This window comes from Streptomyces sp. NPDC002676, from assembly GCF_053592455.1.
In genome coordinates this window covers 92,007-117,768 of record NZ_JBSFVT010000006.1, presented here as the reverse complement: position 1 = coordinate 117,768, position 25,762 = coordinate 92,007, and the positions used below count along the sequence as shown (strand labels likewise).

Sequence of the window (25,762 nt, the reverse complement as noted above, 5' to 3'; positions counted from 1 at the left end):
CGGGCCGTCAGGCGTCCCGGCGCTGCACGCACCACGCTCCCGCGCTCAGCGCCGCCGCTGCCCACAGCGCGGTCACCCCGAGCCCGGTCCAGGGGCCGAGCGCGCCGTCCCAGGTGCTGTGCAGGGCCACTTGGCCGGCCCGGTCGGGCAGGAAGTCGGCGACTCCCCCGGACAGGTCACCGATGACGAAGGACACGATCAGCAGGAACGGGATCAGGACGGAGAGGGTCGCGACGCCGCTGCGCAGTACGCCCGCGAGTCCGGCGGCGAACAGTGCCATCAGCGTGAGGTGGAGGCCGCAGCCGAGCGCGCCGCGCAGTCCCTCGGTCCAGGTGGGACCGTCGGGGCCGAGGGCGGCCTTGCCGGCCAGCAGCGTCACCAGACCCGTGAGGAGGCCCACGGCCAGCACCGGCAGGGCGATCGCCGTGGCCTTCGCGGCGAACCAGCGGAGCCGGTCGGGCGCGGCGGCGAGCGTCAGCCGCAGCGCGCCGCCCCGGAACTCGGCCGCAACGGCCGTCGTGCCGAAGGCGATCGCGGCGATCTGTCCGAAGCTGATGCCGAAGAACACCGAGAACAACGGATCGGTGTCGTCGGCGTCGGCGGAGGCGAGCGCGGAGAACGCCACGGTGGTGACGAGGACCGCGGCCAGGCTGCCGATGAGCGAGCGCAGCGTACGGATCTTGATCCACTCGGCGCGCAGAACGGGGACGAAGGGCATGGTCAGGCCTCCTGGGGCTGGGCGGTGAACTCGGCCTCGGCCGCGGTCAGATCGAAGTAGGCCTGCTCCAGGGTGGCTTCCTGGGCGGCCAGTTCCAGTACGGGGATGCCCGCCTCGGACATGAGGCGGCCCAGCTCGTCGACGCGCGCGTGGCGCACGGTCCACGTTCCGTCCTCGTCCCGGGAGGCGTCGTGGCCGTGCCGGGCGAGCAGGTCGCCGAGCGCGGCGGCGTCGGTCGTACGGATCCTCACCTGGGGCCGTACGCGCGCGTGGATGAACTCCTGGACGGGGGTGTCGGCGAGGAGGCGGCCCCGGCCGAGGATCACGAGGTGGTCGGCGAAGGCGGCGGTCTCGTTCATCAAGTGGCTGGAGACCAGGACCGTACGGCCCTGTGCCGCGAGCCGGCGCAGCAGCGTGCGGATCCACACGATGCCCTCCGGGTCGAGGCCGTTGGCGGGTTCGTCCAGCAGGATCACCTCGGGGTCGCCGAGCAGCGCGGCGGCGATGCCGAGGCGCTGGCGCATGCCGAGGGAGTACGTCTTCACCCGGCGCCGGGCCACCGCGGCGAGTCCGGTCTCCTCCAGGACCGTGTCGACCCTGCGGTCCGGGATGCGGTTGCTCGCCGCCAGGGCCCGCAGATGGTCCCGCGCGGTGCGGGAGCCGTGCGCGGCCCGCGCGTCCAGCAGCGCGCCCACCCGGCGCAGGGGATCGGGGAGTTCGGCGTAGGCGTGGCCTCCGATGGTGGCGGTGCCGGAGGTCGGCCGGTCGAGGCCGAGGACGAGCCGCATGGTGGTGGACTTTCCGGCGCCGTTGGGGCCGAGGAAGCCGGTGACGCGGCCGGGGCGGACGCTGAAGGTGAGGTGGTCCACGGCCCGGCGGGTGCCGTACTCCTTGGTGAGGTCTCGTACGTCGATGCTGGTCATGGCACCAGCCTGGCCGGGCGTGCGGCTCGGTTCCTCCCCCGCCGGTGGAGTTCGTCTCCCCCGTGCGGGGGAGGTCCGTTGTCGGTGCTGCCTGCGACGATTCCTCCATGGCCCGCTTCCTGCGCCCGCTGCTGCGGGGGACGACGTACACGCGCCTGTTGCATCTGTGGGTGCCCATGCTGATCGTGAGCGTGTGGCTCTTCATCGACTTGTCGACTCCCTGGATGCCCGCGCTGCTGCTCGCTCCGGTCGGTCTCCTGCCCGCCGTGCGCATGGGAGAGGGCGTTCAGGCGCGGCTGCTGCTGACGCCCGGCGAGGAGGAGCCGGGCATCTCCGTGACGCCGTCGGCGACCTGGCGGGACCGGCTGCGCACGGTGCTCTGGCTGGAGCTGCGGATGGTCCTCGGTGCGACGGCCATGTTCGCCTCGGTGTGGCTGCCGGTGCTCACCTACGAGCTGGTGAAGTGCGCTTGGGGACAGGCGCCTTCCGGTGTTCCGCTGCTGGACCGGCTGCCGCCGGACCGGGCGTACGCCCTGCTGGCGCCGCTTCCGCTGCTCGCCCTGTACGGCGCCGTCGTCGGGCTCGGCGAGCTGATCACGGCGTGTGCGCGCCGGCTCCTCGGGCCGTCGGCCACGGAGCGGCTGGCGGCCCTGGAGGAGCGCACCGAGCAGCTGCTCGAACGCACCCGCATCGCACGGGAGTTGCACGACTCCATCGGGCATGCCCTGACGGTGGCGGTGGTGCAGGCGGGTGCCGCGCGGGCGGCGGGCGATCCGGCGTTCACCGACCGGGCGCTGGAGGCCATCGAGGAGACCGGCCGGGCCGCCCTCACGGACCTGGACCGAGTCCTCGGGGTGCTGCGCGAGTCCGAGCAGCCGGCGAGCGCCCGGCCGACGCTGGCCGACGCCGGCCGCCTCCTGGACTCCGCGCGCGCCTCCGGCGCCACGGTGGACGCCGAGGTGACGGGGCCCGTCGCGGCCGTGCCGGGGCTGGTCTCGCGGGAGGGGTACCGCATCCTGCAGGAGGCGCTGACCAATGTGCTGCGGCACGCGGGGGCCGTACCCGTGCGCGTCCGGGTGTCCGTGGCGGAGGGCGCCCTCGCCCTGGAGGTCCGTAATCCGCTTCCGGCCGCGATACCCGGGCCCGGGCGGGGCAGCGGGCTGCGCGGCGTACGGGAGCGGGCGGAACTGCTGGGGGGCAGTGCCCGCACCGGACCGGACGGGGGTGACTGGCAGGTGCGCGCGGAGCTGCCGCTCGGCTGATCTACGCTGGCCGGATGCCGGTCACCGTTCTCCTCGTCGACGACGAACCCCTGGTCCGCGCGGGTCTGCGCGCCGTGCTGGAGGCCCAGCCCGACATCGAGGTGGTGGGCGAGGCGGCCGACGGCGCGGCGGTCATCCCGCTGGTGCGCCAACTGCGGCCGGACGTGGTCGCGATGGACGTCCGCATGCCGCTGATGGACGGGATCGAGGCCACGCGCGCGGTGCTGCGCACCGTCGACGCACCGCCCAGGATCCTCGTCGTGACCACCTTCGAGGACGACGAGTTCGTGTACGAGGCGCTGCGCGCGGGTGCCGACGGGTTCCTCCTGAAGCGGGCCCGGCCGGCCGAGATCGTCCATGCGGTGCGGCTGGTGGCGGAGGGCGAGTCGCTGCTGTTCCCCGCGTCCGTACGCCGGCTCGCCGCCCGGTACGGCGGCGGCGAACCCGCGGCGCCTGCCCCGCTGGTGGAGGCCGGGCTGACGGAGCGGGAGGCGGAGGTGCTGCGGCTCATGGCGCGGGGGCTGTCGAACGCGGAGATCGCCGCCCGGCTGGTCGTCGGAACGGAGACCGTGAAGTCGCATGTGAGCGCCGTGCTGGCCAAGCTCGGGGCGCGCGACCGCACGCAGGCGGTGATCGCCGCCTACGAGTCGGGCTTCGTCGCGCCGGGCTGAGTCACGAGCGCTGCCGGGCCGGCGCAACCCGGCACTCGCCGGGGTGGGCCGGGCCGAGTACGATCCGCCCCAACACGCCCGCTAGCTGGGAGGACGGACGGTGGGGCAGCTGACCGGCGGCGATCCCTCGCTGCTGCGAAGGATCAATTCCGCGGTGGTGCTGCACGCGCTGCGTGCCACTGACTGTGCGACGCTCACCGAGATCACCCGGGTCACCGGACTGTCGCGGCCGACCGTCGAAGGGGTCGTCGAAGGCCTCATCGAGGCCGGGCTGGTCGTGGAGACGGCGGCCGACGAGGGCACCGCACGCCGCCAGGGGCGGCCCGCCCGCCGGTTCCGGTTCCGGGCCGAGGCGGGGCATCTGCTGGGCCTGGAGATCGGGGCGCACCGGGTCGCCGCGCTCCTGTCCGACCTGGACGGGCGGGTGCTGGGCGCGCAGGCCAAGGAGGTCGACGAGACGGCTCCGGCCGACGAGCGGCTGGAGCGGCTGCGCGGTGCGGTGGCGGAACTGCTGCGGCGGGCCGGGGTGGCGCGCGGCTCGCTGCGTGCGGTGGGCGTGGGCACGCCGGGCATCGTCGAGGCCGACGGCACGGTACGGCTGGGCACGGCCCTGCCCGAGTGGACGGGACTGAGGCTCGGCGAGCGGCTGAGCCGTTCCTTCAAGTGCCCGGTGCTGGTGGAGAACGACGCCAACGCGGCGGCCGTCGCCGAGCACTGGAAGGGCGCGGCGACCGAGTCGGACGACGTGGTGTTCGTGCTGGCCGGACTGAGCCCGGGGGCGGGTTCGCTGATCGGCGGGCGGCTGCACCGGGGTTACGGCGGGGCGGCCGGGGAGATCGGCGCGCTGCATCTGCTGGGCCGTGAGGAGACCCCGGAGACGCTGCTGTCCACCACGGACAAGCCGGTTCATCCGCTGGACGAGCAGGCGGTGGCCGAAGTGTTCGCGCTGGCCCGGGAGGGCGACCAGCGGGCGCTGGCGGCCGTCGAGCGGTTCATCCAGCGCCTCGTCCACGACGTGGCCGCACTGGTGCTGGCCCTCGACCCGGAGCTGGTCGTCATCGGCGGCTGGGCGGCCGGTCTGGACGGCGTACTGGAGCCGCTGCGCCGCGAACTCGCGCGCTACTGCCTGCGGCCCCCGCAGGTCGCCCTGTCCCTGCTGGGCGAGACGGCCGTGGCCACGGGGGCGCTGCGCTTGGCTTTGGACCACGTCGAGGAGCAGCTGTTCGCGGTGGAGGGCACGGTGACGGCCCGCCGCTGACCGGGGCGAGCGGCGGCGGCCCGGGCGGACAGGGTCTGCCCGCACAACGCGTCACGCCCCGGCGGAGTTCCGGGGCGTGCGGGGCCGTAGCCAGGCGTGGAGCGTGGGGTCGGGTCAGGACGCCTGCTGCGCCGGACCGTGGTGTATTTCCACGCCTGCCGAGTCGCCGAAGGTCAGCCGGCAGGTGTCGGCACGGTAGGTCGCGACGGACAGCGCCGCGGTGCGGCCCTCGGCGAAGAAGCGGGTGGTGACGACCAGGACGGGGGCGCCGGGGAGCCGGTCCAGTTCCTTGGCGTCGTCCGCGCGGGCCGAGCCCAGCTCGACGGCGCGGTCCTGGCCCTCCAGGCTCAGGTGCTGCAGCTCGCGCAGCACGGCACGCGCGCGTGCCGGGCCGGACGGGGCGTCGATCGCGCTGAGGTCGGGCACCGAGGCGGCCGGGACGTAGAGCAGTTCCGTGGCGACGTGCCGGCCGTGGGAGGTCCGGGAGCGGCGCACGGTGTGCACGGGCTCGCCGGAGCCGGTCTCCAGGGCGGCGGCGACGGCCGCGGGCGGCGCGGACTGGAGGACGTCGACGGGCTGCCAGGCGTCGTCTTCGGCTCCCGGCCAGGCCTGCTGCTCGGTGCCCACGGCCACACCCACGCGCGGGGGCGCGACGGTGGTGCCGACGCCGCGGCGGCGCTGGAGCCGGCCTTCCAGCTCCAGCTGTTCGAGTGCCTGACGGAGCGTGGCCCGGGCCACTCCGAAGCGGGCGGCGAGGTCGCGCTCGTTGGGCAGGATCTCACCGACCGAGAACTCGGAGTCAAGTGCCTCGCTGAGCACGGTCTTGAGGTGCCAGTACTTCGGTTCCGGCACCGATTCCAGCTGCGTGGTCCCCACCCTGTCCTCCGCAAGAGCCGTGGTCCGGCGGTTTTTAGCGCCCTTGTTTATTAAAGGTTGTTGCAGTTCTCTGCGACCATAGGGCGACCCTCACCCTTGGTCAAGACCAATCCTCGATTCCGAGGGCTACCCGCCGGTAGCGATTACTGACAAGCTGTCTACGGCGTCCGTCCGCAGCCAGACGAGGAGCAACGCATGCCCACCACCGTCGCCTTCGAGGTCCCGACCCCGCACGGCGCGAAGGAGGTGACCGTCACGTACGCGCGCGTGGGACGCGGTGAACCGCTGGTCCTGCTGCACGGCATCGGCCACCACCTGCAGGCCTGGGACCCGGTGGTGGACATCCTCGCCACCGAACGCGACGTGATCGCCGTGGACCTGCCCGGCTTCGGCGCGTCCCCGGGCCTGCCCGCCGGCCTCGCCTACGACCTGCCCACGACGAACACCGTCCTCGCCGCCCTGTTCGAGGCGCTGAAGCTGGACCGCCCGCACGTCGCGGGCAACTCGCTCGGCGGCCTGCTGGCCCTCGAACTGGGCCGGGAGAAGCTCGTACGGTCCGTCACCGCCCTCTCCCCGGCGGGCTTCTGGACGCAGGCCGAGCGGCGCTACGCCTTCGGTGTGCTGCTCGCGATGCGCGGCATCGCCCAGCAGCTCCCGCTGCCCCTCGTGACACGGCTGTCGCGCACCGCGGCCGGCCGTGCCGCGCTGACGAGCACCATCTACGGCCGTCCCGCCCGCCGCGATCCGGAGGCGGTGGTCGCCGAGACGCTGGCGCTCGCGGGTGCCACCGGATTCGACCAGACCCTCCGGGCGGGCGCCACGGTCCAGTTCACCGACAACCTGCCGGGCCTGCCGGTCACCGTGGCCTGGGGCACCCGGGACCGGGTGCTCGTACGCCGCCAGGGCGTCCGCGCCAAGCAGCTGATCCCGCACGCCCGCCTGGTTCGGCTGCCCGGCTGCGGCCACGTCCCCATGAACGACGACCCGGCACTGGTCGCCCGCGTCATCCTCGACGGCAGCCGCTGACATCCAAACCCGAAACTCCTTCTCATTGCCTGTCGTTCACTTTGAACTCATGTATCCGTTATGGCTCGCCAGTTAGGTGTGGATCCCTGCATTGGCCGGATCCCATCTCTGGAGGCACAGCCATGTCACACCGTCAGCTCCCCGGGCGCCGCAGCATCCTGCGCGGCTCCCTGGCCGCCTCCGCGGCCCTCACCCTGCCCGTGAGCCTCGGCGCGGCACCGGCGTTCGCCCGCTCCGGGCGTCCCCAGGCGGGCTGGGGCGTGCAGGCGGGCGACGTCACCACCGACTCCGGCCTGGTATGGGTGCGTTCGGACCGGCCGGCCCGGATGATCGTGGAGACCTCGGCCACCGAGTCGTTCCGCGACCCGCGCAGATGGCAGGGGCCGGTGCTGGGCCCGGACACGGACTTCACCGGCACCACCCGGCTGCACGGGCTGCCGTCCGGCGAGCAGATCCACTACCGCGTGCTGCTCGCGGACCCGGACGACCCGCGCGCGACCGGCGAGCCCGTGACCGGAACCTTCCGTACCGTCTCCCGGCGCCACCGCCAGGGTGTGAAGTTCCTGTGGTCGGGCGATCTGGCCGGCCAGGGCTGGGGCATCAACCCCGACCTCGGCGGCTACCGGATCTTCGACGCGATGGCGAAGCTGAACCCGGACTTCTTCCTGTGCAGCGGCGACAACGTCTACGCCGACGGCCCGATCCCCGCCACGCAGGCCCTGCCGGGCGGCGGCACCTGGCGCAACATCACCACCGAGGAGAAGTCGAAGGTCGCCGAGACCCTGGCCGAGTACCGGGGCAACTTCCGCTACAACCTGCTGGACGAGAACCTCCGCCGGTTCAACGCCCAGGTGCCCTCGGTCGTCCAGTGGGACGACCACGAGGTGCGCAACAACTGGTACCCGGGCGAGGTGATCGCCTCCACGGACGCCCGGTACACCGAGAAGAGCATCGACGTGCTGGCCGCGCGCGCCCAGCGGGCGTTCAGCGAGTACTTCCCGATCTCGACGCTGCAGCCCGGAGCGCAGGAGGGCCGGGTCTACCGCGTGCTGCACCAGGGCCCGCTGCTGGACGTCTTCGTCCTCGACATGCGCACGTACCGCAACGCCAACTCCCCCGACGACCAGACCGTCGACCCGCAGGGCATCCTCGGCCGCGAGCAGCTGGAGTGGCTCAAGCGGGAGCTGTCCCGGTCGCGGGCGGTGTGGAAGGTGATCGCCGCGGACATGCCGCTCGGCCTCGTCGTGCCCGACGGCATGGAGGGCAAGGCGAACTTCGAGGCGGTCGCGCAGGGCGACCCGGGCGCCCCGCTCGGCCGTGAACTGCAGATCGCCGAGCTGCTGCGCTTCATCAAGCACCGGCAGATCACCGGCACGCTGTGGCTGACCGCCGACGTCCACCACACCTCCGCCCAGCACTACCAGCCCTCGCGTGCCGCGTTCACCGACTTCGAGCCGTTCTGGGAGTTCGTGTCCGGTCCGCTGAACGCCGGCGCCTTCCCGGCGAGCGCGCTGGACAACACCTTCGGTCCGGAGCGGGTGTTCGTGAAGGCGCCGACCGTGGCGAACGTCTCCCCCGCCGGTGGCTATCAGTTCTTCGGCGAGGTCGACATCGACGCCGGCAGCAGCGAGCTGACGGTACGGCTGCGCGAGCAGGACGGCACGGTGCTGTTCACCAAGACGCTGCAGCCGGGCCGGGTCGGCCAGTAGGCATTCGCCGGCCCCGGGTCCCGTACTCTCGAAGCCGTGCCGCGCACCGGCGTCATCCCCCGGCACGCGGCACGGCCCCACACCGGCCGACTCCCCGCCCGAGCGAGTGTTCAGGCGCTGGAGCACCGGGACACGGGCTGGCCGGCCGATGTCGCGCAGCGGCTGGCCCAGCGGCCGGTGTCCGCGCGGGTGCCGTACGAGCTGATGGCGGGCCTGGCGAGCAGGTCGGGCGGTGAGGTGCCGGTGACGGACGCCTGTGTCATCGGCTGGATCCAGCACATCGGAGGCGGCTGGGGCCAGGGCCGCATCGTCGCAGAGCTGCGCCGCGAGCCGCAGCTGGTCCCGTTGGTCACCGGGCTCTTCGCCCTCGGGGACCTCGGTGAGGTCCGCTGGGTACTCGAAGACGGACCGGACTCCTGGCAGAGCGCCCTCGCGACCCTGGCCCAGGAGGGCTTCCTCGACCGGGCGTTCCTGGCCGACGCCTGCGTGGCCCGGCTGCTGCGCGGGGGCGGCCCCACGGACCACCGGATCTTCCTGCCGATGCTGACCCGGCTCGGCCTGACCCGCGCGGAGGAGCGCGAGCGGGTCGCCGACTGGACGGCGCTCGCCCGGGACGCGGTCTCCCCCGTGGCCGCCCACGCCCAGGCGGTGCTCGCCGCCCTCGCCCTGGACGGGGAACTGACCGCACGACAGCTGGCCGAGGCCTCCGAAGGACTCCTCTTCCGCAGCGAGAAGAAGCTGGTCCGGGCCCAACTCGTGCTGCTCGGCAAGGTGTTGTCCCGCGACATCGCCGCCGCGCCGGAGCTGCTTCCGGTCGTGGCCCAGGCGTTCGGCCACGAGGACACCCAGGTGCAGGAGCGCGCGCTGAAACTCGTCGAACGGCACGCCGGAAAGCTTGGCTCCGCCGACGTGCGCGATGAAGTCGCCGCGCTCGCCGACCGGTTGACCCCGGCACTGCGCGCACGGGCCTCCGTCGCGCTGGGCATCCCCGCGACGGACCGGATCCCTGAGACGTACGAGGAACTGCTGCCGCCCGCACCGGAGCCGGTCCGGCTCGCGCCCGCGCCCCGGACGGCGGTCGAAGTGGCCGAGGAGGCCGGCGCGCTGCTCGCGTCGGGCGGTGACGTGGCAGCGTTCGAGCGGGCGCTGGACGGTCTGGTGCGGCACACCTACCAGGACCCGGACCCACTGCGCGAGGCACTGGCACCGGTGATCGCGAACCGCTGGTGGTCCGGAGAGGACTACCCCGAATGGCCGCGCACCGACGACCTCTTCGGCAGCGCGCACTACGGCCTCCTCGACACCGCTCAGGGCCTCGATCTGCTCCTCGCAACCCTGCACGGCAAGGTGCGGACGGCCACGCTGCACGCGGCGGTACAGCGCGGGCCGGACGAGCACCCCTGCCCGCACAGCGGCCTCGCCCGCGCGTTCGACGCCCGGCTGCGCGAGGTGGCGTACCGCCTGCGCGCGGAACCGCTGCCCCTGCTGCTGGCCACACCCAGCTGGAGCACGGGCCTGCTGGAGCCGGACGAGTTGGTGGACCGCCTCGCGGAGTACCGGCGGCTGGACGCCCGGGTCGGCGCGGCCGACTTCGGCCAAGCCCTGCTGCGCGTGCGCCGGGACGACCGTGCGGCGGCCGAAGGGGCGGCCCGCACGGCGCGGGCACTCGGCACGCACGAGGGGGACCGGCTCGCCCGCCGGCTGACCGCCCCCGCTGCCGCGCAGTCCTCGACCAGTCGCCGGACCGAGGGCGCGCCGGTCCTCCTGGACCTGGGCGAAGTCCTGGAGTTCCAGGAGGGTTTCCCGCAGGCGTTCCACCGGCTGGGCCGGCCCGTCTCCGCCTCCGACGGCCGCTGGTACTGCTACCACCGGAGCGTGGCGCTGCGCCCGCACTGGCTCGCCGTACTGCCCGAGCGGCGGGAACTGGTCGCGGCCCGGCTGCTGCACGACCTGGCGGAGACGGCCGTGGCGGGCGGCCGGGGCGCCGCCGTCCTGCCGCTGCTCGCCGAGTCCGGCGGCGAGGCGGGCGAGGCGGTGCACCTGTGCATCGCGTACGGGCTGAGCGCCCGGCAGCAGGAGGACCGGCCGGCCGCCGTGGACGCTCTGCTGGTGCTCGCGGCGCGGGCGCAGCTGGACACGGAGCGGCTGGGGCTGGACCTCGGCGAGTTGGTGCGGCGCGGGGCGGTGAAGCCGCTGCGGCTGGCAGAGTCGGCGCGGACGGCGGCGGACACCGGGGCCAACGCGACGATCTGGGGCGCGCTCCGGCACACCCTGCCCCCGCTGCTCGCCGACCTCACGACCGCCCGGCCCGAGGCCGCCGCCGTGGCACCGCGGGGACCCGGGGAGCTGCTGGCCGTCGCGGCGGACTGTGCCGAGCGGACCGGGGCGCGCGAAGAGCTGCCCCACCTGACGGAGATCGCCTCGCGCAAGAGCGGCTCGCGCCTGGTGGCCGAGGCCCGGCGACTGCGGGACGCGCTGGAGGGGGCGCACAGCGTGACGGGAGGAGTACAGGCCGGAAGGAGAACACCCGGACAGTAGAAATCCCAATAAAAGGGGCGGAGCATGCTTAACCCATCGGTCACAAGCAGTTCGTGATCACGCAACACCGCTCGTCCACAGTGAGTGTATGACTCCAGACATGCCCGATGTGACCCGAGCGAAGCACGGCCGGCCCGTGCACCACTGGCGGCGGGACGTCGTCGAACTCGCCGCCCTGTTCACGGCGGTCGCGGTGGCCGACGCCGTGGCCAACGTTGTCGGGCACGGCCCCGGCGGCCCGGCGCTGCTGGTGATCTCGGCGGTCGTGCTGGCCGCGACGGCGGGCTTCCACATCTGGTGGGCACGCCGCCACGGGCACGCACCGCCGACGGAACATACCGGTGCCCGGCCGGCCGCTCGGACGCGGTCGGCCGGGCCGTCCGGAGCCCCAGAGGCGCAGGCCCCGGGCACGGACCGGGCGAGCGTGCTGTGGCGGATGCGGACGACCGTGAAGGACGCGCCGGGTTCGCTGGCCGCGCTGTGCACGGCCTTGGCCGCCGGGCAGGTCGACATCCTGAGCCTGCAGACGCACCCGCTGGCCGACGGCACGGTGGACGAGTTCCTGCTGCGGGCGCCGGACACGCTGACGGCGGCCGAGCTCACCCGGGTCGTCGCGGCGGCCGGAGGCACCTCGACGTGGACCGAGCGGGCCGACGCCCACGACCTGGTCGACGCCCCCACCCGGGTCCTCGGCCTGGCGGCCCGCACCGCGCTGGATCCCTCCGAACTTCCCCTGGCACTGCGGCAGTTGCTGGGCCGGTGCACGATCCGCTCGCTGCCCGGCACGCCGGCCGGCGGAGGCCGTGCGGCGGAGCAGGTGCCGGTCGAGGGCGTCCTGGACGACACCGTCATGCGGCTGCGGGCGCCGGAGGGCGGGGTGCTCACGGTGGAGCGGCCGTATCTGCCGTTCACACCGACCGAGTTCGCACGGGCCCGTGCACTGGTGGAGCTGGACAGCCGGCTCGGTCCGCGGATTCCGCGCGGCCAGGACGTCCTGACCCTGCCCGAGGGCAACGACATCACCGTGCGCCGGGTCGACACCGGCGATCTGGCGGCGGCCAAGGCGATGCACGAGCGGTGCTCGCCGCGCACGCTCGGCATGCGCTACCACGGGCCGGTCGGCAACACGGACCGTTATCTGAACCACCTGCTCAGCCCCCGCTTCGGGCGCACCCTGGCCGCGCAGACCACCTCGGGCCGCATCGTCGGTCTCGGGCATCTGCTGTGGGACGGCGACGAGACGGAGGTCGCGCTGCTCATCGAGGACGACTGGCAGCAGCGCGGTATCGGCACCGAACTGCTCGGCCGGCTGGTGGCGATGGCAGTGGAGGCCCACTGCGAGAGCGTGTACGCCGTGACGCAGGCCTCCAACACGGGCATGGTCGCCGCGATGCGCGGACTCGGGCTGCCCCTGGACTACCAGATCGAGGAGGGCACCCTGGTCATCACGGCCCGCCTGAACGCCACCCCGGTCGCCGCCCGGCCGCCGTACGAGACCCGGCAGGAGCAGCTCGGCGGCCCGGCCCGCAAGGACTGAGGGCCCTCACACGTGCACGACGGCCCGGCGGCATTCCGCCGGGCCGTACGCGTTGGGGAACGTCAGGTTCAGACCTTCGCCTCCTGGAGCGGCACCGGCGTCCGCACCCGCTCCCCGAGGGCGTTGTCCAGGTCCGCCCAGAGGTCGTCGACGTCCTCCAGGCCCACCGAGAGGCGCAGCAGGCGGTCGCTCACCCCAGCGCCGCGCCGGTCGTCGGCGTCGACGATGCGGTGGCTGATGGACGCGGGGTGCTGGATGAGCGTGTCGACGCTGCCGAGACTGACCGCCGGGGTGATCAGCCGGACCCGGGAGATGACCTCGTGCGGGTCTCCGTGCACCTCGAAGGCGATCATCGCGCCGCCGAGCCGCGGATAGTGGACGCGGGCCACGCGCGGGTCTCCGGCGAGCCGGCGCACGAGTTCGGCGGCGTTCGCCGAGGCCGCGCGCACCCGCACCGGGAGCGTGGAGAGCCCGCGCAGCAGCAGGTAGCCCGCCAGCGGGTGCAGGACACCACCAGTGGCGAAACGTATCTGCCGGAGCCGTCCCGCGAACTCCTCGTCGCAGGCCACCACGCCGGCCAGCACATCGCCGTGGCCGCCGAGGTACTTGGTGGCGCTGTGCAGCACCAGGCGGGCGCCGAGTTCCGCCGGGCGCTGCAGGACGGGCGTGGCGAAGGTGTTGTCGGCGAGCAGCGGGACCGAGCCGCAGGCGTGGGCGACGGCCCGCAGGTCGAGTTCGGCGAGGGTGGGGTTGGCCGGGGACTCGACCATCACCAGACCGGTGTCCGGACGGAGCGCGTCGGTGATGCCGGCCGGGTCGGTCCAGGTGACCTCCGTGCCGAGCAGCCCCGCGGTCAGCAGGTGGTCGCTGCAGCCGTACAGGGGCCGTACGGCGACGACGTGTCGCAGGCCCATGGCGGACCGGGCGAGGAGGACCGCGCTGAGCGCGGCCATGCCGCTGGCGAACGCGACCGCGGACTCGGTGCCCTCCAGGCGGGCCAGGGCGGTCTCGAAGCGGGCGACGGTCGGGTTGCCGAGGCGGCCGTAGACCGGCGGGCCCACCGGGTCGGCGCCGTCGGTGGCGAAGGCGTCGATGCGGGCGGCCTCGGCGCGGCTGTCGTAGGAGGGGTAGGTGGTGGACAGGTCGATCGGCGGGGCGTGCAGCCCCTGGCGGGCGAGGTCGTCGCGGCCGGCGTGCACGGCGTCGGTGGCCAGTGCTCTCGATGCGGTGCGTACGTCGTCGTACGCACCCATGCTCGCTGTGTCCATGGCGGGAAGGGTGAACACCGAACGGGTGACCGGATTCGTTCGCCGTGTTACGTTCGGCCAATGGCCGAATCTGTCGTACTGGATCCGGTGGACCTCCATCTGCTGCGGCTGCTGCAGAACGACGCCCGGACCACCTACCGCGACCTCGCCGCTCAGGTGGGCGTGGCTCCGTCGACGTGTCTGGACCGGGTGACCCGGCTGCGCCGCTCGGGCGTGATCCTGGGGCACCAGCTGCGGCTGGACCCGGCGAAGCTCGGTCGCGGCCTGGAGGCGCTGCTGTCGGTGCAGGTCCGGCCGCACCGGCGGGAGCTGGTGGGACCGTTCGTGGAGCGGATCCGGTCGCTGTCCGAGTCGCGCACGGTGTTCCATCTGACCGGGCCCGACGACTATCTCGTGCACGTGGCGGTGGCGGACATGGCCGATCTGCAGCGGCTGGTGCTGGACGAGTTCACCTCGCAGCGCGAAGTGGCCCGGGTGGAGACCCGGTTGATCTTCCAGCAGTGGGACTGCGGGCCGCTGCTGCCACCCGGGCACGCCCAGAGCTGAATCCCGCGATACACGGGTGACGCAGGCTTCCTCGCCGTATGAGGATGGTCGGCATGTCTGAGACCAAGAGCCCGCTGCCCCGTCAGGTGGCCGACGCATATGTGGACGACCTCATCGCCCTGGATCCGGTGACCGGTACCTACCTCGGTGTGCCGGACAGTTCGGGCAAGCTGCCCGACTACTCGCCCGCCGGTCAGGAAGCCCTCGCGGAGCTGGCGCGGGCCACGCTCGCGAAGCTGGACGAGGCCGAGCGGCAGCCCGGTGCGGACAGTGACGTGGAGCGCCGCTGCGGGCGGCTGCTGCGGGAACGGCTGACCGCCGAACTCGCCATGCACGAGGCTGACGAGCAGCTGCGCGCGGTCGGCAACATGCACACGCCCGGCCACTCGGTGCGGGACATCTTCACGGTGACGCCGACGCAGACCGAGGAGGACTGGGCGGCGATCGCCGAGCGGCTGCGCGCGGTGCCGGACGCACTCGCGGGCTACCGCGCGTCGCTGGCGCTGGGACTGGAGCGCAAGCTGTACGCGGCTCCGCGGCCGACCGCGACCTTCATCGGCCAGCTCACCGAGTGGACGGACACGGACGGCCAGGGACGCGGCTGGTACGAGGACTTCGTCTCCGCCGGACCGGACGCGCTGCGCGCCGAGCTGAACGCGGCGGCCCGTACGGCCACGGCGGCCACGGCGGAGCTGCGCGACTGGCTGCGCGACGTGTACGCGCCGGCGATCGAGGGCGCCCCGAACACGGTGGGCCGCGAGCGGTACGCGGTGTGCGCCCGCTACTTCAACGGCACCGACCTCGACCTGGACGAGGCGTACGCGTACGGCTGGGCGGAGTTCCACCGGCTCCTCGGCGAGATGAAGCAGGAGGCGGAGAAGATCCTGCCCGGCGCACAGACGCCGTGGGCGGCGCTCGCGCACCTGGACGAGCACGGCCGGCACATCGAGGGCGTGGAGGAGGTGCGGGAGTGGCTGCAGGGCCTGATGGACAAGGCCATCGAGGACCTGGACGGCACGCACTTCGAACTCGCCGAGCGGGTACGGAAGGTGGAGGCGATGATCGCCCCGCCCGGCGGTGCCGCGGCCCCGTACTACACGGCCCCCTCGGAGGACTTCTCGCGGCCCGGCCGCACCTGGCTGCCGACCATGGGCCAGACCCGGTTCCCGGCGTACGACCTGGTGTCGACCTGGTACCACGAGGGCGTGCCCGGCCACCACCTCCAGCTCGCGCAGTGGGCGCACGTGGCGGGGGACCTCTCCCGCTACCAGGCCACGGTCGGCGGGGTCAGCGCCAACGCGGAGGGCTGGGCGCTGTACGCGGAACGTCTGATGGACGAGCTGGGCTACCTCACGGACCCGGAGGAGCGGCTGGGCTACCTGGACGCGCAGATGATGCGCGCGGTCCGGGTGATCATCGACATCGGCATGCACCTGGAGCTGGAGATCCCGGCCGACTCGCCCTTCCACCCGGGTGAGCGCTGGACTCCGGAGCTGGCGCAGGAGTTCTTCGGCGCGCACAGCAGCCGCCCGGCGGACTTCGTGGAGAGCGAGCTGACCCGCTACCTGACCATGCCGGGCCAGGCGATCGGCTACAAGCTGGGCGAGCGGGCCTGGCTGCTGGGCCGGGAGAAGGCGCGCGAGCGGCACGGCGCCGGCTTCGACCTGAAGGCCTGGCACATGGCGGCCCTGTCCCAGGGCTCGCTGGGCCTGGACGACCTGGTGGACGAGCTGTCCCAGCTCTGATCCTTCGGGCCCGGCCGTTCCTTCACGTTCTTGGAGGGGTCAACTCCGAGGAAGCCTCTTCGGAGTTGACCCGTACGGCCGTCCCCCGGTTGCGGGAGCGGGGCGTACGGGGCTTGCTGATGCCGGGGCGATTCGGAGGAGGCGGGCCGCGTATGCCGGACAAAGGGCCTGGGCAGCAGGCGTTGCAGGCGCCGCGGGGCGCGGGACTGGCCGGGGTCGTCTTCGCGCTGCTGTTCGCGGCGGCGATCGTCCTGGTCCGGCTGGGGATTCCCGAGGGAACCGGGGCGGTCACGGCCAAGGGGTTCACCGACTCCGGGCAGCGCGCCGCACTGCGGACGGCCCTCGCCCTGGTGCCGTTCGCGGGCATCTTCTTCCTGTGGTTCATCGGTGCCGTACGGGCCCACCTCGGAGCGGCCGAGGACAAGTTCCTCGCCACCGTCTTTCTCGGCAGCGGGCTGGTCTTCACCGCCACGATGTTCGCCGCCGCCGCGGCGGCCGACGCCGTGCTCGCGGTCGAGCACCCCGCCGGTGCCGCTCCCGAGCTGCAGGCGTGGGACTTCGGCCGCCACTTCGCGTTCACCCTGCTGACGCAGTACACGGTGCGGATGGCGGCCGTCTTCGTGTGCTCCCTGTCGGTGATCGGGCACCGCCTCCACGTGCTGCCGCGCCCGCTCACGCTCCTGGGCTTCCTCACCGCCCTGACGCTGCTCTTCGTCGCGTCGTACATCCCCTGGGCGGAACTGCTCTTCCCCGCCTGGTCGCTGGTACTCGGCGTGTACATCCTCGTGGCAGGCGGCCGTACCGGGTCCCGCGCCACGGCGTCCCCGTGACCCGCCGGACGTCGCTCACCCGAACGGCGTGCCCCGGGGCGCGCGGCCCCCGCCCGGCTTCCATGCTGGCGAGCGGGACATGACCGCCGTCCGGAGCCGCCCGTGCAATGCGGTGACGCGCACCGGACCTGGCCACCGGAAGGGCGCGGCGTCGATGAGGCTCGTGGTCGATCTCAACAAGTGTCAGGGGTACGCGCAGTGCGCGTTCCTCGCGCCCGACGTCTTCGCCATGCACGGCGAGGAGTCGCTGGTCTACAACCCGCGGGCGCCTGAGGAGCAGCGGGAGCGGCTGGCGCGGGCCGTCGCCGCCTGCCCGGTGCAGGCGATCACGGCCGACGGGCTGGAGGACACGGGTGACCGGGCCGGGGACGGCCGGGAGGCGTCCCATGGACGCTGACTACATGGACCGGCTCCGGCGCGAGGGCCGGATCGTGATCGTGGGTGCCTCGCTGGCCGGCCTGCGGGCCGCCGAGACGCTGCGCGCCGAGGGCTTCGCCGGTTCGCTCACGATGATCGGCGACGAGCCGTACGAGCCCTACGACCGGCCGCCGCTGTCCAAGGCGGTACTGCTCGGCAGGGCGTCCCCGCTCCACACCGAGCTGCCCCAGCGCTGGGAGACCGACGCCAAGTGGCGGCTCGGCGTCGCGGCGACCGGCCTCGACCTGGCGGCCAAGCGCGTACGGCTCGCCGACGGGGACGAGGTGGAGTACGACCGGCTGCTCATCGCCACCGGCGTCCGGGCCCGCCCCTGGATCAAGGAGGACGAGGCCCGGCTGGACGGCGTCTGCCTGCTGCGCACGCGGGACGACGCGGCCGGGCTGTACCAGCGGCTGAAGGCCGGGCCGCGACGGGTGTTCATCATCGGTGCCGGGTTCGCCGGTTCGGAGGTCGCCTCGGCGTGCCGGGAGCTGGGCATCGCGGTCACCGTGGCGGAGCGCGCCGACGCCCCGCTGGTCGGTGCCCTCGGCGGGGTGATCGGCGCGGTCGCCGCCGAGCTGCAGACCGAGAACGGCGTGGACCTGCGCACTCATGTCACGGTGACCGCGCTGGAGGGCGACTCCGGCGGCCGGGTGCGGGCCGTTCATCTGTCCGACGGGAGCGTCGTCGAGGCCGACGTCGTGGTCGTCTCGCTGGGTTCGCTGCGCAACACGGAGTGGCTGACCGGGTCGGGGCTCGGGGCGGGGCCGCGGGGCATCGCCTGCGACGCGGGCTGCCGGGCCTTCGACTTCCGGGGCATCGTCACCGACGACGTCTTCGTCGCCGGTGACGTCGCACGGTCCCCGCACGCGCTGTTCGGCTACCAGTTCCTCTCGCTGGAGCACTGGGGCAACGCCGTCGCCCAGGCGGAGACCGCCGCGCACAACATGATCTGCCGGGGCGCCGACCGCCGCCCCCACCTGTGGATGCCGGCCTTCTGGTCCTCGCAGTTCGGGGTGAACATCAAGTCGGTCGGGGTGCCGCCCCTGGGCGACCAGCTCATGATCACGCAGGGGTCACTGGCCGAGCGGCGGTTCGTGGGCGTCTACGGCCACAAGGGCCGGATCGTGGCCGCCGTGTCCTTCGACAACACCCGGTGGCTGGAGTTCTACCAGCGGCAGATCGAGCGGGGTGCACCGTTCCCCGTGGAGTACCCGACGGTGGACCGGCGTCCCGAGGGGCGGCAGCCGGTGGATGCCGACTTCCCGGACCCGTCCCTGCCGACCCACGGCCCCATGGTGACCCTCACCGGTTACTCGCCGGCCGACCAGCAGCTGGTCTTCCACCCCGCCCGCCACTGACTGCCGCCCGGCCCGACGCTCCAAGGACCTGCCATGACGCAAGCCTCGATGATGCGCAAGATCACCGACTTCGCGAACCGCGCCAACCCGTATCCGGTGTACGAGGAACTCCGCAAGACACCGGTGCTCCACGACGAGGAGGACGGTCCCTACATCATCAGCTCGTACTACGACATCGAGGCCCTCCTCCACGACCCGCGGATCAGCTCCGACGCCACCAACCTGGCCGCCGCCGGGGCCGACCCGCTGGCCCAGGCGGAGGAGACGGGCGGACTGCCGCCGTCCTTCATCCGGCTCGACCCGCCGGAGCACGACCGGCTGCGGCGCATCGCCAACAGGGGCTTCGGGCCGCCGCACCAGCCGCGCCGGATCGAGAACATGCGCGGTGAACTGGGCGACATCGTCACCGCTCTGATCGACGGATTCGGGGACGCGCGGGAGATCGACCTGGTCGACCAGTTCGCCTACCCGTTCCCGGTGACGGTCATCTGCCGGCTGCTCGGCGTGCCGCGCGAGGACGAGCCACGCTTCCGCGCGTGGGTCGACCCGCTGGTCGCGAGCCTCGACCCCGAGACGCGCGAGGGCGCGGGCGGCGAATTCGCGAAGGCCGCGCAGGAAGCGCGGATGCAGCTCGGCATGTACCTGGCCGGACTGGTCGAGCAGCGCGCCAAGGAGCCGCAGGACGACCTGCTGTCCGACCTGGTGAACAGCAAGGGCCCGGACGGCTCGATGACGATGATGGAGGTGCTGGCCACCTCGGTGCTGCTGCTGATCGCCGGTCACGAGACGACGGTCAACCTGATCACCAACGGCATGCTCACCCTGCTGCGCCACCCCGAGTACCTCCAGCGCCTGCGGGAGGAACCGGGGCTGTCGGTGAAGATCGTGGAGGAGCTGCTCCGGTACGAGCCGCCGGTGCAGCTCGTACCGCAGCGCACCAGCATCGCCGACATCGAGCTGCGCGGGGTGACCATCCCGAAGGGCTCCCGCATCTGGCTGGTCCTCGCCGCGGGCAACCGGGACCCGGAGCGGTTCAAAGAACCCGACCGCTTCGACCCGGACCGCGGGGACATCCAGCACCTCGGCTTCGGCAGCGGCATCCACAGCTGCTTCGGCGCACCGCTGGCCCGGTTGGAGACCCAGATCGCCCTGTCCGAACTGGCCCGGCGGCTGGAGAATCCCCGCCTGGTCGAGGACCCGCCGCCGTACCGGCAGAACGCGGTGCTCCGTGGCCCGCGCCATCTGAACATCGCGTTCGACGGCCTGCGTTGAGGTCTGCCCCGGGTCTCCCCTCTCGGGTGACCCCGGTCAGTCCGCGAGCCGCCTGAGCTGGACCAGACCGACCCAGGTCTCGGGTCCCGGCTGGGCGTAGGCGGCGCGCACCGCGTACGTGCCCGCGTCCAGGGGGACGCGCAGGTGTTCGGTGCGGTCCGCCGTCCCGCCCGGCCAGGCCGAGTCGAACAGCAGCACCGAGCCGGGCACCTCCCAGTGGATCTCGGGCGCCCATGCCGCCGAGGCCAGGGCGGCGGGAACGCCGGCGAGCAGTTCCTCCTCCGAGTCGGCGGCGGCCCACCGTACGAAGGTGCCGTGGTCCGGCAGGTAGGAGGTCGAGGCGGGGTCGTCGCCGAACACCAGCGCCGCGCTGTCGCCGACCGGGAGCAGACCGACGTACCCGTCGACCTCGCACGCCCGGTCGTAGTCCGAGTCGGGTTCGGCGCTGTCCGCGCCCGCCCAGAACGGCAGCACCGTCTCCGGTATCGCTATCAGCGGGCCGCCGCCCGACTCCACCCACTCCAGCGTGCCTGGATCCGCGTATCGCGCCATGGTCAGAACCTACACGGAACCAAGGGATCCGGTTCACTTCTCAGGATTTTCTCCGGTCTCAGCAACCGCATTCGCCCTCGACCGGCGCGGTCAGCGGGTCGGCTTCGCGGCGGGCGGGGCCCTGCCAGGTCTCGTACGCGAAGCCCTCGCGGGCCCAGTACTCGAAGCCGCCGAGCAACTCCTTGACCTGGTAGCCGAGTTCGGCAAGGGCGAGGGCGGCGCGGGTGGCGCCGTTGCAGCCGGGGCCCCAGCAGTACGTCACCACCGGCACGGACCTGTCGAGGAGTTGGCCGGCCTGCTCGGGGATGAGCGCGGTCGGCAGGTGGACGGCGCCGGGGATGTGGCCCTGGTCCCAGGACTCGGTGGAGCGGGAGTCCAGCACGACGAAGCCGGGGTCGCCGCCGGCCGCGAGCGCCGCGGCCACGTCGGAGACGTCGGCATGGAAGGCGAGGCTCGCGCGGAAGTAGGCGGCGGCCTCGGCCGGGGCGGCGGGGGCGACGCGGAGGACGGGGTTCTCGGAAGTCGTGGTGATCATGACCGAAAATCTACGGTCCGCGACTCGCTCCCTGAAGGGGAGATCCACCGGCTCACCCTTGCCTGGCCGGGGATTCCCCTGCTATTCATCCGGGATGACCGTGTATTCCCCGGACGCCACCGACTGGCGCATCCTAGAGGCCCTGCAGCGCGACGGACGGGCCAGCTATGCCGAGCTGGCGCGCGCGGTGTCCATGTCGCCGAGTGCCGTCACCGAACGTGTCCGGCGCCTGGAGGAGGCGGGCGTGATCCAGGGATACGCGGCGGTCGTGGACCCCGAGCGGCTCGGCCTGCCGATCCTGGCGTTCGTGCGGCTCAGGTACCCGAACGGCAACTACAAGCCGTTCCACGACCTGGTGGCCGCGACACCGGAGATCCTGGAGGCGCACCACGTCACGGGTGACGACTGCTTCGTCATCAAGGTCGCCGCGCGGTCCATGTCCCACCTGGAGGAGGTCTCGGGCAGGATCGGCTCACTGGGCTCGGTGACCACGAGCGTCGTGTACTCGTCCCCGCTGCCCCGGCGCGCCCTCGGCCGCTAGGCCCTGGCGGCCTGACCGACTCCCCGCTGCCGCAGCGACGAGCCCGACCGTCCCTTGACGACCTCCAACTGAGCGTGGATCCGGCGGCGAAGGTCGGCGACGTGGCTGACGATGCCGACGCTTCGGTCGCGTTCGCGCAGCGAGTCGAGGACGTCGAGGACCTCGTCGAGGGTCTGGTCGTCGAGGCTGCCGAAGCCCTCGTCGATGAAGAGCGTGTCGAGGCTGACGCCTCCGGCCTCGTCCGTGACGACATCCGCGAGGCCGAGGGCGAGCGCGAGGGAGGCGAAGAAGGTCTCGCCGCCGGACAGGGTGGCGGTGTCACGTTCGCGGCCGGTCCAGGCGTCGACCACGTGCAGCCCGAGCCCGCTGCGCCCGCGTCCGGCGCGGTCGTCGGAGTGGACGAGGGTGTAGCGGCCCGCGGACATGCGCTGGAGGCGTACGGTCGCGGCTGCGGCGACCTGCTCCAGGCGGGCCGCCAGGACGTACGACTCCAGGCGCATCTTGCGGTCGTTGTCGGCCGAGGTGCCCGCGGTGAGGGAGGCCATACGGGCCACCCGGTCGTACTCGGCGCGCAGCGGCGCGAGGTGTCGTACGCCGTCGGTGGCGCGGGCGGAGAGCCGGTCCAGCTCGGTGCAGCAGCGGGCGGCGGCGTCGCGCGCGGAGGCGGCCTCGCGCAGCCGTCGCTCCGCCTCGGCCGCGGCCCGTTCCGCGGTGGCGAGGCCGGCGGGCGGCTGCTGGGCCGCGGCGGCCGTGTCGGCCTCGGCGAGCACCGCGCGTACGGCGGCCTCCTCCGTCTGCCAGGCGTCGAGGCGGTGCTGCAGCTCGCGGTGGGCGGCGGCGTCGAGGAGGGCGCCAGCCGCGGCCTGCGGGGTGTCGAAGCCCGCGCGGTAGGCGGCGTCGGCGAGGCGGGCGTCGGCGTCCTTCAGGCGCTGGGCGGCGTCCTCGGCGGCACGCGCGGCGTCGGCCGCGTCGGTGAGGAGCGCCGTCTGCCTCTCCAGTTGCGCGGCACGCGCGGCCACGCTGTCGGCGGTTCCGCGGGCTTCGGCCAACTCCCGCTGCAAGGTGGCCTGTTCACGGTCCAGGGTGTCGCGCCGGGCCAGGCGTGAGGCGGCGCGCACGGCGGCCTGCTGGCGGTCGGCCAGCCGCTGTTCCCGCTCGTGCTCGGCGCGCCGCAGTTCTTCCCGGACGGCGTGCAGGGCGGAGCCCTCGCGGCGCGCGCGGGCGTACTCCTGTTCCAGTTCGTCGGCCTCGGCGGCGAGCCGGTCGGTGGGGGTGTCGCCCGCCTCGGCGGTGGCGGCGGCCAGGGCTTCGCGGACGACGCCGAGGCGTCGCTCGTCCTCGGCGTGCTGCTCCTCGGCCCGCTGGTGGGCGGCGAGGGCGCGTTCCTCGGCGTCGCGGTCGACATGTCCGGCGACCTTGCGGGCGGGCGCGGGGTGTTCGGTGGCTCCGCAGACGGCGCAGGGTTCGCCGTCGGTGAGGTGCGCTGCCAGCTCGGCCGCGATGCCGTTCAGGCGCGCTTCCTTGAGGTCGAGCCAGTGGGTACGGGCGTCCAGGGCGCCCTGCCGGGAGGTGTGCGCGCGCTGCTGGGCCTGCTCCAGGTCTGAGGCCAACCGGTCGCGCGTACGGGCCGCGCCCAGCCGCCCCCGCGCGGGTTCGCGCCGGACGGCGAGCTGTTCGGCGCGGGTGGCGGCCTCCTGGGCCGACTCGGCGCGGGACCGGAGGGCCGCGCGGGTGCTCTCCCAGTCGGCGAGCCAGGCGTCCGCCTCGCGCAGGACCTCCTCGTCGGCGCGCTCCTGCCGGTCGAGCCCGGCCCGCTCCTCGGCCAGTGCGGCGAGCCGCTGCTCGGCGCGCCGGGCCGCCTCCAGGCCGCCCAGCTCCTCGGCGAGGCGGCGGGCGGCGGCGGCCAGACCCGCCGGGCCGGCGTCGGCGAAGGAGCCGGGCAGCATCCCGCGCGCGCGTGCCTCGGCGCGCGCGGCCCCCACGTGCTCGCTCTCGGCGGCCTCCCGCAGCTCCAGCGCGGGGGCCACCGCCTCCGCCTTCCGGGACCGCTCCATGCGCTCCTGGGCCGCACGATGCGCACCGGCCCGCTCCTGGAGGCGCTCGGCGCGCTGCCGGGCCTCGGCGAACCGGCTCTGCAGCCGGGCGAGTTCGCGTACGTCGTCCAGGGTCCTCTGGGCGGCGGCGCGGTGGGACTCGGCGGCGGCGAGGCGGCTGTGGGCGAGGGTGAGGCGTTCGCGGGCGGTGCTGCGGGCGACGGCGGCGGCGCCGAGCACGGCCTCGGCCAGGCCTGGGTCGCCCGGGGCCAGGTCGGGCAGCTCCATGGCGTCGCCCGCCTCCTGCTGCATGCGGTGCGCGTCGGCGAGCAGCGCGGCGTCCCCGTCCCGCACCCGGGCCTCGGTGGCGCGGCGGCGCTCGGCGAGCCGCTTCTCGACGTCGGCGAAGCGCTGGGTGTCGAAGAGGCGGCCCAGCAGCCGGCCGCGGGCCTCGGCGTCGGCGCGCAGGAAGCGCGCGAAGTCGCCCTGCGGCAGCAGGACGACCTGGCAGAACTGCTCGCGGCTCATGCCGAGGAGCTGCTCGAACTCGTTGCCGATCTCCTGGTGGGAGCGGCTGCGGTCCTTCCAGGCGCCGGCCGTGGCGTCGTACTCGCGCAGCCAGGTCTGGGCCTTGTCGACCGTGGTGCCCTTGCCGCGCAGTTTGCGGCGCTCCCAGGGCGGCTGCCGGGTGACCTCCAAACGGCGTCCGGCGACGGTCAGTTCGAGGCGGACCTCGGTGCGGGTGGCGGGGTCGGCGTGGTCGCTGCGCAGGTGCATCCCCTGGCCGCTCTGCCGGGCGCCGGGCACGGTGCCGTAGAGGGCGTAGCAGACGGCGTCCAGGACGGAGGTCTTGCCCGCGCCGGTCGGACCGTGCAGCAGGAACAGGCCGGCGGCGCAGAGCGCGTCGAAGTCGACGGTCTGCGAGCCGCCGAAGGGGCCGAAGGCGGTGATGTCGAGCCGGTGCAGCCTCACCGGGCCACCTCCCGTACGGCGTCGTCGGCGCGCACCGCGTCGAAGGCCTCGCGGAGCACGGCCGTCTCCTGCTCGTCGGGCACGGCGCCGCGCACATGGGCGACGAAGTCCTGGGCGATCTCCTGGTCGCTGCGGCCCGCGAGCCGCCGGGCATAGGACACCGCGGGGTCGTCGGGGGCACGCTCGGGAGCGAAGACCAGGCTGAGGGTGTGCGGGAAGCGCTCGGTGAGCCGGGCCATGGGGTCGGCGGGGCGGACCGGGTCGGTGAGGGTGGCCTCGACCCAGGCGTCCTCGTGGCGGCTCAGCTCCGGGTCGGCGAGCAGACCCTCCAGGGTGCCGCGGATCCGGGCGAGGGGGCGCGGGACCGGGCAGTCGACACGCTCGGCAGTGACGGCACCGTCGGCGTCCAGGTCCACGAGCCACATGCTCTTGCGGTGGTCGGCCTCGGAGAAGGAGTAGGCGAGCGGGGAGCCCGAGTAGCGGACGCGCTCGGTGAGGCTCTGGCAGCCATGCAGATGCCCGAGAGCCACGTACTCGACGCCGTCGAAGACTCCGGCCGGTACGGCGGCCACCCCGCCGACGGTGATGTCCCGCTCGCTGTCGCTGGCCTGGCCGCCGGTGACGAAGGCGTGGGCGAGGACGACGGAGCGGGTGCCCCGCGCGCGCGTGGCGAGGTCGGCGCGGACCCGGTCCATGGCTGCGCCGAGCACGGCCTCGTGGCCCGCCTTCTCCACCGCGAACTCGTCCTTCACCAGGGCGGGTTCGAGATACGGCAGCCCGTAGAAGGCCACGTCGCCGTGGTCGTCGGCGAGCACGACCGGCGTACCGACGGCGGCCGGTTCGGTGCGCAGATGGATGCCCGCGCGGTCGATGAGTCCGGCGCCGACGCCGAGCCTGCGGGCCGAGTCGTGGTTCCCGGAGATCATCACCGTGGGTACGCCGAGGTCGGCGAGCCGGTGCAGGACGTCGTCGAACAGCTCGACCGCGGCGAGCGGGGGCACCGCGCGGTCGTACACGTCGCCCGACACGACCACCGCGTCCACCGCGCGCTCGCGCACGGTGGTGACGAGGTGACCGATGAACTCGGCCTGGGCCCCGAGCATGTTCACCCGGTGGAAGGCCCGGCCGAGATGCCAGTCGGACGTGTGCAGGAGTCTCATGATCCCCGAGAG

The 25,762-nt window shown here is 73.6% G+C and carries 22 protein-coding genes; 14 read left to right on the top strand and 8 right to left on the bottom strand.

Features of this window, described 5'->3' with window-relative positions; translation table 11 throughout:
* Positions 1 to 7: 7 nt before the first annotated feature.
* Positions 8 to 718, bottom strand: coding sequence for an ABC transporter permease (locus ACWD3E_RS18950; RefSeq protein ID WP_451388695.1), 711 nt, complete (start codon positions 716 to 718; stop codon positions 8 to 10).
* Between the two features lie 2 nt (positions 719 to 720).
* Positions 721 to 1,641, bottom strand: a complete 921-nt coding sequence (locus ACWD3E_RS18945; RefSeq protein ID WP_451388694.1) for an ABC transporter ATP-binding protein — start codon at positions 1,639 to 1,641, stop codon at positions 721 to 723.
* Between the two features lie 107 nt (positions 1,642 to 1,748).
* On the opposite strand from ACWD3E_RS18945, the gene ACWD3E_RS18940 reads away from it, so the two are divergent.
* From ACWD3E_RS18940 to ACWD3E_RS18930, 3 genes are all read left to right on the top strand, one after another.
* On the top strand, positions 1,749 to 2,903 hold the full coding sequence (locus tag ACWD3E_RS18940) for a sensor histidine kinase (protein WP_451388693.1): 1,155 nt from the start codon (positions 1,749 to 1,751) through the stop codon (positions 2,901 to 2,903).
* 14 nt (positions 2,904 to 2,917) lie between these two features.
* Complete coding sequence (locus tag ACWD3E_RS18935; RefSeq protein WP_451388692.1) at positions 2,918 to 3,574, top strand: response regulator; 657 nt, start codon at positions 2,918 to 2,920, stop codon at positions 3,572 to 3,574.
* Between the two features lie 100 nt (positions 3,575 to 3,674).
* A complete protein-coding gene (locus tag ACWD3E_RS18930; RefSeq protein WP_451388691.1) occupies positions 3,675 to 4,832 on the top strand; it encodes an ROK family transcriptional regulator in 1,158 nt (385 codons plus the stop codon).
* Between the two features lie 114 nt (positions 4,833 to 4,946).
* On the opposite strand, the gene ACWD3E_RS18925 is transcribed toward ACWD3E_RS18930, so the two are convergent.
* Entirely contained in the window at positions 4,947 to 5,708 is a 762-nt protein-coding gene (locus ACWD3E_RS18925; RefSeq protein WP_451388690.1) for a GntR family transcriptional regulator, read from the bottom strand.
* Positions 5,709 to 5,903: 195 nt separating this feature from the next.
* On the opposite strand from ACWD3E_RS18925, the gene ACWD3E_RS18920 reads away from it, so the two are divergent.
* From ACWD3E_RS18920 to ACWD3E_RS18905, 4 genes are all read left to right on the top strand, one after another.
* Positions 5,904 to 6,734, top strand: coding sequence for an alpha/beta fold hydrolase (locus tag ACWD3E_RS18920; RefSeq protein ID WP_451388689.1), 831 nt, complete (start codon positions 5,904 to 5,906; stop codon positions 6,732 to 6,734).
* Positions 6,735 to 6,856: 122 nt separating this feature from the next.
* Entirely contained in the window at positions 6,857 to 8,443 is a 1,587-nt protein-coding gene (locus ACWD3E_RS18915; RefSeq protein WP_451388688.1) for an alkaline phosphatase D family protein, read from the top strand.
* A 36-nt stretch (positions 8,444 to 8,479) separates the two neighbouring features.
* Entirely contained in the window at positions 8,480 to 10,981 is a 2,502-nt protein-coding gene (locus ACWD3E_RS18910; protein WP_451388687.1) for a DUF7824 domain-containing protein, read from the top strand.
* A gap of 88 nt (positions 10,982 to 11,069) precedes the next feature.
* Complete coding sequence (locus ACWD3E_RS18905) at positions 11,070 to 12,518, top strand: N-acetyltransferase family protein (protein ID WP_451388686.1); 1,449 nt, start codon at positions 11,070 to 11,072, stop codon at positions 12,516 to 12,518.
* A gap of 68 nt (positions 12,519 to 12,586) precedes the next feature.
* Here the strand turns inward: ACWD3E_RS18905 and ACWD3E_RS18900 are convergent, their stop codons facing one another.
* On the bottom strand, positions 12,587 to 13,786 hold the full coding sequence (locus ACWD3E_RS18900) for a trans-sulfuration enzyme family protein (protein WP_451388685.1): 1,200 nt from the start codon (positions 13,784 to 13,786) through the stop codon (positions 12,587 to 12,589).
* Positions 13,787 to 13,846: 60 nt separating this feature from the next.
* On the opposite strand from ACWD3E_RS18900, the gene ACWD3E_RS18895 reads away from it, so the two are divergent.
* The 6 genes from ACWD3E_RS18895 to ACWD3E_RS18870 all read left to right on the top strand — a co-directional run bounded on the left by ACWD3E_RS18895 (position 13,847) and on the right by ACWD3E_RS18870 (position 19,957).
* Positions 13,847 to 14,332, top strand: a complete 486-nt coding sequence (locus tag ACWD3E_RS18895) for an Lrp/AsnC family transcriptional regulator (protein ID WP_451388684.1) — start codon at positions 13,847 to 13,849, stop codon at positions 14,330 to 14,332.
* 53 nt (positions 14,333 to 14,385) lie between these two features.
* Positions 14,386 to 16,077 carry a DUF885 domain-containing protein gene (locus ACWD3E_RS18890; RefSeq protein WP_451388683.1) on the top strand — a complete coding sequence of 564 codons (1,692 nt, stop codon included), beginning with the start codon at positions 14,386 to 14,388 and terminating at the stop codon, positions 16,075 to 16,077.
* Between the two features lie 152 nt (positions 16,078 to 16,229).
* Entirely contained in the window at positions 16,230 to 16,907 is a 678-nt protein-coding gene (locus tag ACWD3E_RS18885; protein WP_451388682.1) for a hypothetical protein, read from the top strand.
* Positions 16,908 to 17,061: 154 nt separating this feature from the next.
* Positions 17,062 to 17,304 carry a ferredoxin gene (locus ACWD3E_RS18880; RefSeq protein WP_451354025.1) on the top strand — a complete coding sequence of 81 codons (243 nt, stop codon included), beginning with the start codon at positions 17,062 to 17,064 and terminating at the stop codon, positions 17,302 to 17,304.
* A complete protein-coding gene (locus ACWD3E_RS18875) occupies positions 17,294 to 18,685 on the top strand; it encodes an NAD(P)/FAD-dependent oxidoreductase (RefSeq protein ID WP_451388681.1) in 1,392 nt (463 codons plus the stop codon). Before ACWD3E_RS18880 ends, ACWD3E_RS18875 begins: the two co-directional genes overlap by 11 nt.
* 33 nt (positions 18,686 to 18,718) lie before the next feature.
* Complete coding sequence (locus ACWD3E_RS18870; protein ID WP_451388680.1) at positions 18,719 to 19,957, top strand: cytochrome P450; 1,239 nt, start codon at positions 18,719 to 18,721, stop codon at positions 19,955 to 19,957.
* Between the two features lie 36 nt (positions 19,958 to 19,993).
* Here the strand turns inward: ACWD3E_RS18870 and ACWD3E_RS18865 are convergent, their stop codons facing one another.
* A complete protein-coding gene (locus tag ACWD3E_RS18865) occupies positions 19,994 to 20,509 on the bottom strand; it encodes an immunity 21 family protein (RefSeq protein WP_451388679.1) in 516 nt (171 codons plus the stop codon).
* Between the two features lie 58 nt (positions 20,510 to 20,567).
* Positions 20,568 to 21,044, bottom strand: a complete 477-nt coding sequence (locus tag ACWD3E_RS18860; protein ID WP_451388678.1) for a rhodanese-like domain-containing protein — start codon at positions 21,042 to 21,044, stop codon at positions 20,568 to 20,570.
* Positions 21,045 to 21,138: 94 nt separating this feature from the next.
* Here ACWD3E_RS18860 and ACWD3E_RS18855 point away from each other — a divergent pair, with 94 nt between their 5' ends.
* Positions 21,139 to 21,585, top strand: coding sequence for an Lrp/AsnC family transcriptional regulator (locus ACWD3E_RS18855; RefSeq protein ID WP_451388677.1), 447 nt, complete (start codon positions 21,139 to 21,141; stop codon positions 21,583 to 21,585).
* On the opposite strand, the gene ACWD3E_RS18850 is transcribed toward ACWD3E_RS18855, so the two are convergent.
* Both ACWD3E_RS18850 and ACWD3E_RS18845 read right to left on the bottom strand, forming a co-directional pair.
* Positions 21,582 to 24,590: an AAA family ATPase gene (locus ACWD3E_RS18850; RefSeq protein WP_451388676.1), complete on the bottom strand. Its 3,009-nt coding sequence runs from the start codon at positions 24,588 to 24,590 to the stop codon at positions 21,582 to 21,584. The genes ACWD3E_RS18855 and ACWD3E_RS18850 overlap by 4 nt on opposite strands.
* Entirely contained in the window at positions 24,587 to 25,750 is a 1,164-nt protein-coding gene (locus tag ACWD3E_RS18845) for an exonuclease SbcCD subunit D (RefSeq protein WP_451388675.1), read from the bottom strand. Before ACWD3E_RS18845 ends, ACWD3E_RS18850 begins: the two co-directional genes overlap by 4 nt.
* Positions 25,751 to 25,762 lie beyond the last annotated feature (12 nt).